The following is a 13,414-nucleotide window of genomic DNA, read 5'->3' on the forward strand; positions in this document are numbered from 1 at the left end:
ATCTTTTTTTCCCATTGCCTTGTTATTCCAGTAGTACTTCGCTACAATGATTGATAGATTGGAGCGATCATATGACATTTAGTCAATTAATAAAAGGAGCGACTTTTCGCTTTTCCACACTGAAAGATGCAAAAGATATTCCTTTCTGGAAAGCAATCATTTATCTTATTGTTCTAAGTATCTTTTTATCCCTACCGATAGTTTACGAAGGAATGCAGGTACTGCAGGAAATTAAAAGTGACAGCACAAAAATTGCTCAGAAAGTGCCCGATTTCCAAATAGAAAACGGCGAGATTCAAGCGGAAGGCTCAAATAATGGCTTTATCTATCAGACAAACTCTATCATTTTGACCTTTGATCCTGAAGGTAAACGTACAGAGAAGGATGTTGCAAATGATTTAGTCGGAAACTATTTTAGTGTCGGTCTATTAAAAAAGGAAGCTGTTTTAGCGTTACCTGATATGGGCGGTGTTAGTACTTCCCTATTTGGTGATAATGTTTTACACTTTTCTTATGAGAAAGAACCCTTCAGCGAACTTACTGGTAAAGGTTTGCGAGCAGAGTTGGAGAATCTTCAGTTGCCAGTTTGGGCACCTATTGTTATGCTGTTAGCTGCACTCTACCCAACAATCATAAATTTAATCGTAACCTTATTGTTTACCGCAATTGCTGGTCACCTATTCGCCAAGTTTAGACTTCGGCAGGTCACTTTTTTTGAAACATTCAAAACAATTATTTTCTGCGCGACAATTCCTACGATTGTATCCATGATTATCATGTTCTTTGATGCTAGTTTTGATTCAAGCCTGCTAATCACTTGTATTAGTGTTTTTATCTATTTTCAAGTCAGCAACAATTATCCAAAAATGAAATTGCCCAATACTTAACTGTTTACAAAGCTGTAAACAGTTTTTTTGTCGATAATTTGATAGAATGAATGTCGAGGTGAACAAAATGCAAAAACCAATTATTAATTTACAAAAAGCCTTCCGTAAAGAATTCGTGACTAAAATACAGGAAATTGCGCCAAACTATCAAGTTAGTACGGAATTAGCTGATGACGAGCTAAACAACGTTGAAATTTCCGTCGGTTGGAAACGGGAAAAAGAACTTCAGCTATTAAATCACTCAAACTTAAAATGGGTACAAGCTGTTTCAGCTGGTGTTGATTACTTGCCTTTATCCGAATTTGAAAAAAAGGGCATACTCCTATCTAATGGCAGTGGAATTCATTCTCTATCGATCAGTGAACATGTTATTGGAACCTTACTCACATACTACCGTGGAATCGGGCAAGCAATCAAAAATCAAGCAGTCAAAAAATGGGACCAAACAGGTATTCACTATGATCAGCTTTCAGGTAAAAACTTGTTAATCGTTGGCACTGGTCATATTGGTAAACAACTATCCGTTTCACTTCGAGGTTTAGGTGTTAACGTGTACGGCATTAATACCACTGGACATCCAGTGAGTGGATTTATCGAAACCTATTCTATTAAAAATTTAGCAAAGATTGCTGAGGGCATGGACATCGTTGTTGGTATCCTTCCAGGAACAGAAGCCACTTATCACATTTTTAATAGTGACGTCTTCAGTCATATGCAACCTGATGCTGTCTTCATAAACGTAGGTCGTGGTGACTGTGTGCACACCAAAGAATTAGCAACCGCACTCAAGGAACAGCAAATTGCTTTTGCTGCACTCGATGTATTTGAGGAAGAGCCTTTGCCTGTCGATAGTGAACTGTGGGAATTAGAAAATTTATTAATCACCCCACATATCTCCGGAATGACTGTCGATTTTCAATGGAAGTTTATGACTATCTTTTTGAAAAATTTGAAGAGTTATGTAGCTGAGGGGAAACTTGTAGAGAATCAGATTGAGTTGAGAAAAGGGTATTAAAAACAGTCTAAAAGGTTAGCCGATTGTGCTAATCTTTTAGACTGTTTTTCTTATCTTCAGTTTCTTTTACAATATAAATTGGCCTCTTCTTCGTCTCCAGAAAAATCTTTCCAATATATTTCCCAATAATCCCCAATGATAAAAGCTGCAACCCACCAATAAAAAGTAAGATAGATACCATTGAAGGCCATCCCGATGTTGGATCACCAAATATTAATGCCCTGAAAATAATGAAAAGTAATGCAACTCCAGACCCTACGCAAGACAAAGCTCCTACAAATGAAGCAATATTCAAAGGCGCATCCGAAAAATTAATAATACCGTCAATTGAATAATTAAACAATTTCCAAAAAGACCACGATGTTTCACCAGCAGCACGCTCACGATTATCAAAAGATATATATTCGGTTTTAAATCCAACCCAACTAAATATCCCTTTAGAGAATCGATTATACTCCGTTACTTCCATAACAGCATCTACCATCTGTCTAGTCATTAACCGATAGTCTCGGGCACCATCAACCATATAAGTATCACTAATTTTATTTATCAAATGATAAAATCTCTTCGCAAAAAAACTTCGTATCGGCGGTTCACCTTTACGATCAGCACGCCTAGTACCAACACAATCTATGTCAGAAGACTCAATCATTTGAATCATTTGAGGCAACAGCTCTGGTGGATCTTGTAAATCAACATCCATTACAGTAACCAAATCGCCTTTTGATGCTTGCAGACCTGCATACAGCGCTGCCTCTTTTCCAAAATTGCGTGAAAAAGAAATATATCTTATTTTAGATCCCTTAACCGATGACAATCTTTTTATAGATTTCAAGCTATCATCATTTGAACCATCATCAATAAAGATATATTCAAAGTTTTTTCCAGTAAGTGGCTGGATTTTCTCCATTTCCTCAAAAAAAAGAGGAATTGCTTCCTCTTCGTTAAAGCAAGGAACAATAATTGATAACATTCTATTCACCTCTAAGCTTCATTAAATTCATATTTAGGTTCGTCAAGATCATCATCATAATCAACAAATAAATCATACCCTTTAAAAAACCATTCATCTGCTTCTTCCACAAAGAATAGCCTACCACCTAACTTTTCAGTAATCAATGTTTTTTCTGGTGTATCAACTGCCATCCCCACAGAAAATCCATCATGTACTTGAGTTTTACCATATACTTTCCCATAAAACTTTATCCCTTGTCCTTCATTTACAACAATTTCTTCCTTGAACCATTTTTGTGCAGCTGGTGTTACTGTTAATTTCATCCTGTCAGACTCCTATCCGTTCATTTTCTCGTCAAGATAATCCACGTCTTCATTCAAACCAATTACAACCAAGTGATCATTTTGCTGCACGATTTCTTCAGCAGGCGGAGATACAATTGGTTCATCATTATTTCGGCGAATAGCAACTACGTTTAAACCAAATTTTTGACGAAAATCTAGTTCTTGAAGAGTTTTTCCATAAAATTTTTTGTTAGTTACTACCACTTCTGCTAAAGAATATTCTGCAGAAAGCTCCAAATAGTCTAATATGTTTTTTGAAACTAAATTATGAGCAATCCTATAGCCCATATCTCTTTCCGGATGGACTACTCTATCTGCTCCGATTTTCTCTAAAACTCTTGCATGGTATTCATTCTGAGCTTTTGCCAATATATTAGGAACACCCATTTCTTTACACATTAAAGTAACTAATATACTCGCCTGGATATCCTCACCGATTGCTACTATCACATGATCAAAATTGCGAATGCCTAACGAACGCAACGTCATTTCATCTTGAGCATTGGCAACTACTGCATGGGTGGCAATATTCATATACTCATTGACACGGTCTTCATTGCTGTCAATTGCCAATACCTCTTGACCTGATTCTACTAAAGTCCGGCAAATACTTCCACCAAAACGACCAAGACCGACAATTACAAAACTTTGTTTCATGCTCAATCTCCTCAAATTTCAGATTTCTGGATTTTATAATTAAAGAACCCTCTCTTCACTTTTCCCAGTATAGCAAAGAGCGGGTTAATAAAACAGAGGAACTCCTCTATTTTATTAACCCGTGTTTGAAGGCGTAGATTGCTGCCTGAGTACGATCCTCTACTTCTAATTTCGCCAAAATATTTGATACGTGCGTTTTGACTGTTTTCAATGTAATAAATAATTCGTCAGCAATTTCTTGATTACTCATACCTTGAGCAATTAGTAATAAGATTTCCTGCTCCCGATTAGTCAACTCTTCATGAAGAACGTGTCGATTACGATTAGACAACTGTTCCATCATCTTAGTGGTCACTTCTGGCTCTAAAACCCGCTCCCCCTTATAGGTTGCCCTGATAGCATCCGCAATTTCATGGGCAGTTGACGTTTTAAGTAAATATCCAGAAGCACCAGCTTCGATTGCTGGATAAACCTTCTCATCGTCAATAAAACTCGTTACAATCAATATTTTGGCCTCTGGCCAGTCATTTAGGATTTTTTTAGTAGATTCGATGCCGTCCATTACTTCCATCACCAAATCCATCAAAATGACGTCTGGACGCAAGTTTAAAGCCTTGTCATAACCTTCTTCACCATTCTCAGCTTCACCAACTACTTCAATATCGCTTTGAATGGATAAATAAGAAGAAACTCCTAAACGAACCATTTCATGATCATCCACCAACAACACTCGTATCATGTTTTGCCTCCTTCACTAAAGGAACTTTAATCTCAATACTCGTTCCTTGTCCTTTAAAACTAATTATTTTTGTTGTCCCACCTACACCAGCGATACGTTCACGAATATTTCTTAATCCATAACTACCGGCGTGTTCGTCATTGGTTTCAAAACCTACTCCGTCATCAATTACACGTAAACTGATATTTTGACCAATAATTTTTAAATACACTTCTAACTCACTTGCTTTTGCATGCCGCAGTGTATTTGAGAGTAATTCCTGGACCACACGGAACAACTGATCCTCAATTGACGAAGATACTTGAATATCCTGAACATCCCATTTCAAACGAATTTGAATTTTCGTTTGCAGTTCCTTTAATAATTGCTCAATTCCTTGACGTAAGCTTTTACCTTCTAAGCTAACAGGTCTTAAGTGCAGTAGCAACGCTCTCATTTCAGATTGAGCAGCATTAATTATGTCCGCCACCATAGCTAGATGTTTCTTATAAGGCTCTAGTTCATCAGAATACTGAGACTGTTCATTTAGCGCTGACATCATCATCATGGCCGCAAACAGCTGCTGAGACACCGAATCATGCAATTCTCTGGCTAAGCGGTGCCTTTCCTCTTCTAATATTTTTTCCTTAGTCGTACCGTCTACTAGCTGCGGCTGACTGCTTAATTGCTGCAGCTCTCTTGACATGTTAACCAGCTTTTGTTGGATCTTTTTAATATCATCATTAATCAACAATAAATCTTTAGTTTGAGACATAGAAGTATCTAAGTTCGGATGATCATAATTACCTGATGATAAATATTGAAGCTTTTCCTCAATCTTATCAAACTGCTGCTTCTGCAAGAATGTAATTAAAAAATACACAACAATTCCAACCGTGAACGCAATCATTAATAAATGAATAATCATAGGAATATAGAAAATTCTAGCAGTTATTAGCTGACCAATCAAATTTTTCTTGCCAATCGCATACATGTACATATAAAGAGTTGTAATTAACAATAGAAAAGTTGCTAGCCCCGAATAAAATGCCAAATGACCGCGCGAAAATTTATCCATCATACTCGAATCACCTCGACATCTCCTAGTAAGGAATTCGTAATCAACTTTATTCTTCTAGGACTATCATCATAGTCATCACTGTACATTTTTAATGATTCATTTTTCAAGCTTATTTCTTCATCTTCAAAATGAACTTTCCCGTAGAATGTTGCATGTTCGAACAAAATTCCTACTCCATAAGGAACAAGTATACGAGTTCGACCAAAAACTTTACGAATAATTACAACACTATCTTCTTTGGGAAGCAAAGTATTCCCTAAATCTACTATCGTATCGCCAGCAAAAAGATCCACATTGATATCATCCCATTCAAAAACCTGATTGCCTATGCGATCGTTGCCAAACCAAGACTGTTTCTTTTTCTCGCCTTGATGCTCAGTTGGGTTTTCGGTTGCCACGATAATCATTTGCTTTTTATTTTTAAAGGAATAACTTGGAAAAGAGACACCCGCAATTTCCACTCCCTTTAAGCCCAAAAATAAAATCGCAAAAATAAGCATTAACCAAGTCGCCGGACTATTTACCAAGCAAATTATTAAAATCAACGAACCCAAAATAAGTTGAAATTTGCGGCGACGATTTTTGCGTAATCCCCAATAGATATTTAAAATACCAAATACCACCATAACCAATACGGGTGGATTCGATGAAACTTGCCACAGTAGAAAGACTGCCAGCAAAGCTTCAATAATGATAAAAAAACGCCAAGGACTTCTCACAATATTCTCCCCCTGAATTGTTTATACCTCATTCTACTTGTTTTGCATTTCGAATACTATCGGACTTTAGTAGGACATAAGAAAAGCCCCACGAAAATTAGTTCGTGAAGCTTAGTATTAAATCATTAAACCCTCTGATTAAGATTAACCAACTTTTGTAATTTTCACTTGCATATCTCCACCAGGAGTAGAAATAGAAACAATATCTCCAACTTTTTTACCGATAACCGCTTGAGCAATCGGTGAATCATTCGAAATCTTGCCAGAAAATGGATCCGCTTCTGCTTTACCAACGATCGTGTACTCTTCTTCGTCACCATCAGGCTGTTCGACAAAAGTGACAGTTTTACCAATGGATATTTCATCAGAATCTACATTGTCATTGTCAATAATTTGTGCAAAACGAATCATATTTTCAAGTGTGCTAATCCGTCCTTCAACAAACGCCTGCTCATCTTTAGCTGATTCATATTCCGAGTTTTCAGATAAATCACCAAAGCTGCGGGCGATTTTAATTCGCTCAATAATCTCGCCACGTTTTACCGTTTTCAATTCTTCCAATTCTTGCTCTAGCTTTTCTTTTCCTTCATGTGTCATAGGATAAACTTTTTCTACCATAATTCTATTGCTCCTTCATTCTAAATAAATTACGAAAGGTAATCCTTTGTAGAGTTGATCCACAAAAGATTACCACGTAATTGCTTATTTGTAAATTAGTCTAGCTAATCTTTATTAACATATTTTTCAACTAATTCCATATGCTCATCATACGTTTTAGCATAATATACTTTTCCAGTTGAAATGTCTGCTACAAAATAGTAATAATCATTGGCAGTTGGTTCCAATACAGCCAAGATTGCATCCTGACTTGGACTATCAAAAGGGCCAGGTCCATAACCAGTATTAACATACAGATTGTATGGAGAATCAATTTCCGTATCTTTGTAGGTAACTAATTCTTTATGCTCCCCTAAAGCATAAAGAATTGAGATATCAGATTGCAATGGCATGCCTTCATCAATACGATTGAAGAACACTTGTGCAATTTGCTTACGATCCTCTGTTGTTATTCCCTCTTTTTCCACTAAGGAAGCTAAAGTCATTACTTCTTGTACGGTCATGCCTTTTTCTTTGATTTTGCTGTAGTAAGGCGCCATCACTTGGCTAGTTGCATCAACCATTTGAGTAACCAATTCTTGTAAATTATTGGTTTTTAAAACATTATACGTAGCAGGGAATAAATATCCTTCTAAACGATATTTAACACCCTCAGCATTTCCAGCATCCGTTAACAAATCTGGATATTGTTCCTTTAATTGATTAAAGAACGCTTCGTCATTCATCAAATTCAAAAAGTCTTCTTTGCTGAAGTCAGTTTTCTTAGCAACTAAAGTACCAATCTGATCGATATCGTATCCTTCAGGGATGGTTAGCTTAGAAGCATCATCTAAAGGTACATCACTTCCACCTTGCTGCAGCTCCTTACCAATTTGATCCAATGTCATGTTGGGTGAAAACTGATAATAACCAGCTTGAAAGTTCGTTAAGTTTTTAAATTTAGTATAGAAGTTAAAGACTAATCCGTCACGAATGATGTCGTCTTTTTCTAAAATTTCACCAATCTGTCGATTGGATGAACCACTAGGTACCTCAACTTGTACTAATTTTTTATCATTAGTATCTAAGGGTTTTAAACCTGCACTGACATAATTATATCCGGAAATAGCCAAAATTCCAGCAATAATCAATATCGCAACAGTCAAAACATAGACGATCTTTCGAACGACCCGATCCTCTTTTCTACGTTCTGCTCGCTTCAAATTGCTCTCCTCGCTTAACTCTTCTTCATATTCATCGTAATCGATCTGACGAATCTCTTCTATTTTATCACTAAGTTTTTCAAAAATAGTCGGTTCATCATTTTCACTAACTTCTTCTATAGCAGCTGAAGTTACTGTTTCTTCTCTCGCTTTTTTAGAAGTAACTGTAGCTTTCTTTTTTGCAGAAGTTTGTTTTTTCTCTTTAACAATCGGATCTTGTTTAGGAGCATAAGGTCGTTCAATCTTTTTGATAGATTCTCCGCCCTGTTCAGTCTCACGTTTTTGCCGATTTTCTTCTAACGCACGCATAATTTGTTCTTTAAAAGAACCTTCTTCTGAGTGTGTGTTCTGCACGTCAGACAAAACAACTCCCCCTTACTTCATGTCATAACTTTGTATATTATACATGAAAGTTCGGAGGAGTGAAATGGTTATCGTTATTTCGTAACAAATTTTACATTTTTGTAGCATCTTTCTTATTGGAAATTTTATTGTACACGTGATAAAGATTTAGTTCGTAATCCTTTTTAGCGTTTGTAACTACAGTATCGAGTATCAAACCAGTAATCAGCAGCAAAAGTGCAAGAGTCATTAAACCGGTCGCTAGAACTGAGGATGGTAATTTGGTAATGAAACCAGTTTTAATAAACTCGGAAATAACTGGAATACCAGTAATTAATCCTAATAAAAAGAAAAAAACAGTAAAAATCGAAAAGAACAACATAGGTTTGTAATCTTTACACATTTTAACAATTGTGAGCAATACCTTAATCCCATCAGAAACAGTATTCAGTTTTGATTCACTGCCTTCAGGACGATCACGATAATCAATAGGAATTTCAATAAGTTTGAAGCGTTTATCTAACGCATGGATAGTAAATTCAGTCTCAATTTGGAAACCTGAACTCATTACAGGAAAGCTCTTTACAAACAACTTATTGAATCCACGATATCCAGTCATGACATCTTTGATATTTGCTTTATATAGTTGATTGATAGTATTTTTAACTAGATTGTTACCCACATCATGAAAAGCACGCTTATTCTCCTCAAAGTAGGTGCCATTAGATAATCGGTCACCAATCACCATATCCGCTCTACTTTCTCTCAGCACCTTTAAAAGTTCATGAGAAGCTTCTGCAGGGTAAGTATCATCCCCATCCACCATCAAATAATAATCAGCATCAATGTCAAAAAACATCTGCCGAATAACATTCCCTTTACCTTGACGAGGTTCTTTACGAACGATTACTCCCTCGTTTAAAGCAATCTCATGAGTGTTATCAGTAGAGTTATTGTCATAGACGTAAATATCTGCATTTGGAAGTTCTCTTTGAAAATCATTGATTACTTTTTTTATGGTCAAGGCCTCGTTGTAGCAAGGGATTAGTACTGCTATTTTTTCCATCAAATTTCTCCTCTGTATTAAAATAGTTCATCTCAAAAATCGTTTAATTTTTCTCAAATATTATTTCGATCTAATATCGTATTTTAATTTTTTACAAAATAACGGTTATTACTTGATTATTCCCTACATAAACAGTCGTAAAAAAAAGAGAAAGTGACCATTATAGAAAATATGGTTATTACTTGTAACCTATAAGTAAACCAGTAGTGAATTTGCGAATGATTTGCCAAAACTAAATACCAAAGATAAGGCATGCTTGCTATAAATATAAATGAGCAAATTGACACAAGAATGCGCTTTTCAAAAATTACTTTAATACTTCTCTTTCTTTTCAATAAAATCATAATGATCACAGATAACAAAAAGCCTACAATAAAAAGCAAGTTAATTTTGTTGAAAGCAAGCACTATATTATGCCCAAGCATCTTAACCCTGTCAACAGGCCAATTTTGATCCCCTTCCGTTCGAAATAATATCTGATTGATAGCATCAGATACAACATTTCTTTTCAAGATAACGGTGGCAACCGACCACTTGCTTATCCAAGTTATACCATATCCAATACCCCAAAAAAAACTACAATTAATAATATTTTTTACAAAATCTAGCAGAGAATATTTTTCTTTTCCAACAGTGGTGAGCATCAGATAGCAAACAATAACCAAAGGTATTCCCAAAGTAATCATTGGAGCAGTTAATAGATCAAAAAAATTAGTTAAGGAAGCTATAACTAGAAAAAAGAGATAACGTTTATAGCCTTTGAAAAAAGTATCATTTCTAGTAAGCAAAAACGCATTCCCAGTTAACAACAAAATAAAAACATTAGAAAACTGCATACTTAACGAGAATACATTGAATCGAACCGCCGTCAAACTAATCATTAGACTAATTGAAACTAGCAAGTTAGTCCTTTTAGTAAGCAAATAGAAATTCAAACCTAAAAAAATTATTAGAATCAACAAATAAATTTGTCTAATTGAAGTATAGCTTATCACGGTAAGCATAGGGCGAAGAAATACTTGATAGCCATGCCAATACCTTGGATAATCAGATATTGACATGCCCTCTTTTATAGGTGAGGCTTCTCCCTTTCTAGCCTTTTGGATCATAACCCTATCAGTGAAGTTATCCAACCTTGTTCCAAAATCCCCAGTGTTGATTATCTTGTAGTCTCCTTCATATTTCAAAGTAGATAATGATTCATCTATTTTTTCGTTTAAGGCGCTATTCGGAATACTATATGTAGTAGTCATCAATATAACATATAAAACTATTAATGACACTAACGTTTTTAATGTAGCTTTTAGCAAATTAGTTTTCCTACTTTCTTTTTTATCTTTAGATCAGAATCGCACTCGGTAAGAACTATTTTTCACGACTAGAGATGCAATACTGTTCTGACAACTAAAAAACTTGGTCTCTAGCTTTCCATAAATAAAAAAGTCCTTTTACTAATCAAGGATAACTTATCCTAGACCATCAAAAAGGGCCCTTAGTATATAGGTAGGTTAAATATACTTTTTTCATAATTAGATTTCTGCAATAAATATTGATTTGCTAATAGAAAAAGTCCAATCAACGTAAAACTTAGCTTATAAAGATAATAAAATAAATTTTCGAGCGTAGGTAAACTTCTGACTTACTTTTATCTGTAAGGAATTACCCAGTTATCATACAAATAATTCTGCTTTCATGAAACTGACAATTCTTTGAAAAACTCAACACAAATATACTTTCTCACAGGACTTTCTACTCTAAATAAGCAATTAAGTCAGGTACTCTTATCAAAGATCAGTAACAAATCAGTTCAAAAATCTCATAATAAAAAACCCTATAAGCTTGCAAAACCTCAAGCCTTGAAAACCTTAATAAAACATCCATTCTTATTGAGACACTTTTGATCTATTTGATCGATAGCGAGTGTTCTGAACAAGACAACAAAACTTTTCCAACTAGCTAAAAGAAATCAGATCTAGTTGACGATAAGTTAAACCTGACCTTTGCAACGATTCACCGAGTTCATCTAGAAGAATAACGTTTAGAAACTTTCGAAAAATAGTTCTCCGCTATGTGGCATCCCACTCCTTTGAATCTTTATTGAGGTATAGTTTTCTGACTCTATTTACGCAGCATGAATAATAGACTGTTTACTTATACTATGATTTTAGATAATCAGCACATTTTTAAAAGCAAAATTTATATGGAGAATATTAAACTGAGCCACTATACTTATCACCTTTATTTAGGATTTGTCGGACAACATATAAAGGGCGACCTTTAGTTTGCATAAATATATTACCTACATATAATCCCACTATTCCTATTGCTAAGAGAATTATTCCACTTAAAAAGAATTGGGCAACAATTAGACTTGGCCATCCTGTGAGTAAAGAGCGATTAAAATAAAGTACCAACACATATATTCCAGCAAGTAAAGACAAGATTGTAGTTAAAAAGCCTACCTTGACCATTAGTTTTAGTATCTTATCCGATTGAGAGATGAGTATATCGCTAGCCATTTTCATTCGACGCTTAAAGTTATAAGATGATTTTCCTTCTTTTCGAGCATCATGATTCACATCAATTACAGCCTGTTTAAAACCTAACCATTTTAAGTAAATTACATATGCCCGATGATAATCCTTCATGGATAGGTAACTATCCACTACTTTCTTTTTACAAATAGAAAAATTACTTAAAGCAGGATCATAGTTACCATCTGTAGCATAAGAATAGACTTTGTAAAAAAATTTAGAGACTAACTTCTTGAAATAGTTATCCTGTCGATTTGCTCTTCTGGTTAAAACAATATCCCATCCTTCTTTTGCTTTTTTATATAAGTTTGGAATATCTTCAGGCCGGTCTTGCAAGTCACAATCCATGACAATTACCCACTTGCCTGAGGACTCTTCTAATCCAGCATTTATCGCATATATTTGTCCGAAGTTTCTAGATAACTCTATTCCTATAACTCGTTTATCATTTTGGCAAATTTGCTCAATAACTTCCCAAGAATTTTGAGGATCATTGTCATTAACAAAAATAATTTCGAAATGCTCTGTAATAGACGATAGTGCAGTTTTGAGTCGCTCGTATAACTCAAATAAAGAAGCTTTACATCCATAAACGGGTATTACAACAGTGATTTCCATAAATTCCTCCTACAAACTAACGATTAGAAATAAAAAATTATAATACCTATTAAGATAACCAAATTACCTACAACTTTGCCCTTAGTAATCTTTTCATTCAAAAAGATACTACTTAAAATCATCACTAATATGTACCCTAAAGATTCAATTACAGGTCCATTTTTGTAATCCACCCCTCGATAAGACAAAATAATACAAATCGTTGAAACTACCATTAGTGTATATCCAACAATAACGTGAGGATTTAGATATTCTCTGATTAGACTTTCGTGTGACTGCTTTGATCCTAGTTTCAATATTATCTGCGAGATCGAAGAAATGATAACAGCTAAGAACAACAATATCCAATATTTATTCATATTCTTTATTTACTATTGTTGTACCAATAATAACAACAATTACTCCAATAATATTTTTGATCGTTACCATTTCTTGAAAGAAAATGACCGCCCAAATCATTGACCATAGTAGAGCAATCGATCTATTTGCATAAGCGATTGATAAATCAAAATGTTTTATAATCTGTTGCCAAAAAAACGCATAAAATGCCAGAATTAGTATTTCAATGCCATAGAACAACAAAAAATCTGTACTTAAAAAACCATATCCAGAAGCTAATTTTGCCATAACACCTGATAAAGTGTATATTACAACAATG

The 13,414-nt window shown here is 34.8% G+C and carries 15 protein-coding genes; 2 read left to right on the forward strand and 13 right to left on the reverse strand.

Going from position 1 to position 13,414, the window contains the following annotated elements:
* Window positions 1-71: 71 nt before the first annotated feature.
* Window positions 72-887: a DUF1189 domain-containing protein gene (locus IGI46_RS15815; protein WP_429963960.1), complete on the forward strand. Its 816-nt coding sequence runs from the start codon at window positions 72-74 to the stop codon at window positions 885-887.
* A gap of 67 nt (window positions 888-954) precedes the next feature.
* Window positions 955-1,902, forward strand: coding sequence for a phosphoglycerate dehydrogenase (locus IGI46_RS15820; protein ID WP_429973814.1), 948 nt, complete (start codon window positions 955-957; stop codon window positions 1,900-1,902).
* 28 nt (window positions 1,903-1,930) lie between these two features.
* Here the strand turns inward: IGI46_RS15820 and IGI46_RS15825 are convergent, their stop codons facing one another.
* The 13 genes from IGI46_RS15825 to IGI46_RS15885 form a co-directional block, all read right to left on the reverse strand.
* A complete protein-coding gene (locus IGI46_RS15825; RefSeq protein WP_429973815.1) occupies window positions 1,931-2,875 on the reverse strand; it encodes a glycosyltransferase family 2 protein in 945 nt (314 codons plus the stop codon).
* A gap of 11 nt (window positions 2,876-2,886) precedes the next feature.
* A complete protein-coding gene (locus IGI46_RS15830; RefSeq protein WP_429973816.1) occupies window positions 2,887-3,180 on the reverse strand; it encodes a HesB/YadR/YfhF family protein in 294 nt (97 codons plus the stop codon).
* Between the two features lie 12 nt (window positions 3,181-3,192).
* Entirely contained in the window at window positions 3,193-3,858 is a 666-nt protein-coding gene (locus IGI46_RS15835) for a potassium channel family protein (RefSeq protein WP_207675692.1), read from the reverse strand.
* 106 nt (window positions 3,859-3,964) lie between these two features.
* Window positions 3,965-4,597: a response regulator transcription factor gene (locus tag IGI46_RS15840; RefSeq protein ID WP_207702271.1), complete on the reverse strand. Its 633-nt coding sequence runs from the start codon at window positions 4,595-4,597 to the stop codon at window positions 3,965-3,967.
* Window positions 4,572-5,657 carry a sensor histidine kinase gene (locus IGI46_RS15845; protein WP_429973817.1) on the reverse strand — a complete coding sequence of 362 codons (1,086 nt, stop codon included), beginning with the start codon at window positions 5,655-5,657 and terminating at the stop codon, window positions 4,572-4,574. The genes IGI46_RS15840 and IGI46_RS15845 overlap by 26 nt, the downstream gene beginning before the upstream one ends.
* The gene (gene liaF / locus IGI46_RS15850; protein ID WP_207702269.1) at window positions 5,654-6,376 is read right to left on the reverse strand and encodes a cell wall-active antibiotics response protein LiaF; all 723 of its coding nucleotides are present in this window, start codon (window positions 6,374-6,376) and stop codon (window positions 5,654-5,656) included. The genes IGI46_RS15845 and liaF overlap by 4 nt, the downstream gene beginning before the upstream one ends.
* A gap of 144 nt (window positions 6,377-6,520) precedes the next feature.
* On the reverse strand, window positions 6,521-6,994 hold the full coding sequence (gene greA, locus IGI46_RS15855) for a transcription elongation factor GreA (protein WP_207702268.1): 474 nt from the start codon (window positions 6,992-6,994) through the stop codon (window positions 6,521-6,523).
* A 104-nt stretch (window positions 6,995-7,098) separates the two neighbouring features.
* Window positions 7,099-8,559, reverse strand: a complete 1,461-nt coding sequence (mltG, locus tag IGI46_RS15860; RefSeq protein ID WP_429963966.1) for an endolytic transglycosylase MltG — start codon at window positions 8,557-8,559, stop codon at window positions 7,099-7,101.
* A 91-nt stretch (window positions 8,560-8,650) separates the two neighbouring features.
* Complete coding sequence (locus IGI46_RS15865) at window positions 8,651-9,604, reverse strand: glycosyltransferase family 2 protein (RefSeq protein ID WP_429963967.1); 954 nt, start codon at window positions 9,602-9,604, stop codon at window positions 8,651-8,653.
* A 116-nt stretch (window positions 9,605-9,720) separates the two neighbouring features.
* On the reverse strand, window positions 9,721-10,914 hold the full coding sequence (locus tag IGI46_RS15870) for a hypothetical protein (RefSeq protein WP_429973818.1): 1,194 nt from the start codon (window positions 10,912-10,914) through the stop codon (window positions 9,721-9,723).
* 900 nt (window positions 10,915-11,814) lie between these two features.
* On the reverse strand, window positions 11,815-12,756 hold the full coding sequence (locus IGI46_RS15875) for a glycosyltransferase family 2 protein (protein ID WP_429963969.1): 942 nt from the start codon (window positions 12,754-12,756) through the stop codon (window positions 11,815-11,817).
* Window positions 12,757-12,779: 23 nt separating this feature from the next.
* Window positions 12,780-13,115 carry an EamA family transporter gene (locus IGI46_RS15880; protein WP_429963970.1) on the reverse strand — a complete coding sequence of 112 codons (336 nt, stop codon included), beginning with the start codon at window positions 13,113-13,115 and terminating at the stop codon, window positions 12,780-12,782.
* Entirely contained in the window at window positions 13,108-13,383 is a 276-nt protein-coding gene (locus IGI46_RS15885) for a hypothetical protein (RefSeq protein WP_429973819.1), read from the reverse strand. Before IGI46_RS15885 ends, IGI46_RS15880 begins: the two co-directional genes overlap by 8 nt.
* Window positions 13,384-13,414: the final 31 nt, after the last annotated feature.

This window comes from Enterococcus sp. AZ163, from assembly GCF_050498925.1.
Lineage (GTDB): Bacteria > Bacillota > Bacilli > Lactobacillales > Enterococcaceae > Enterococcus_A > Enterococcus_A ferrettii.

Coding starts and splice junctions, on each gene's coding strand:
- IGI46_RS15830 (WP_429973816.1), bottom strand. CDS start 3,180: ATGAAATTAACAGTAACACCAGCTGCACAAAAATGGTTCAAGGAAGAA.
- IGI46_RS15820 (WP_429973814.1), top strand. CDS start 955: ATGCAAAAACCAATTATTAATTTACAAAAAGCCTTCCGTAAAGAATTC.
- IGI46_RS15875 (WP_429963969.1), bottom strand. CDS start 12,756: ATGGAAATCACTGTTGTAATACCCGTTTATGGATGTAAAGCTTCTTTA.
- IGI46_RS15845 (WP_429973817.1), bottom strand. CDS start 5,657: ATGATGGATAAATTTTCGCGCGGTCATTTGGCATTTTATTCGGGGCTA.
- IGI46_RS15825 (WP_429973815.1), bottom strand. CDS start 2,875: ATGTTATCAATTATTGTTCCTTGCTTTAACGAAGAGGAAGCAATTCCT.
- IGI46_RS15885 (WP_429973819.1), bottom strand. CDS start 13,383: ATGGCAAAATTAGCTTCTGGATATGGTTTTTTAAGTACAGATTTTTTG.
- IGI46_RS15865 (WP_429963967.1), bottom strand. CDS start 9,604: ATGGAAAAAATAGCAGTACTAATCCCTTGCTACAACGAGGCCTTGACC.
- greA (WP_207702268.1), bottom strand. CDS start 6,994: ATGGTAGAAAAAGTTTATCCTATGACACATGAAGGAAAAGAAAAGCTA.
- IGI46_RS15835 (WP_207675692.1), bottom strand. CDS start 3,858: ATGAAACAAAGTTTTGTAATTGTCGGTCTTGGTCGTTTTGGTGGAAGT.
- IGI46_RS15815 (WP_429963960.1), top strand. CDS start 72: ATGACATTTAGTCAATTAATAAAAGGAGCGACTTTTCGCTTTTCCACA.
- IGI46_RS15880 (WP_429963970.1), bottom strand. CDS start 13,115: ATGAATAAATATTGGATATTGTTGTTCTTAGCTGTTATCATTTCTTCG.
- IGI46_RS15840 (WP_207702271.1), bottom strand. CDS start 4,597: ATGATACGAGTGTTGTTGGTGGATGATCATGAAATGGTTCGTTTAGGA.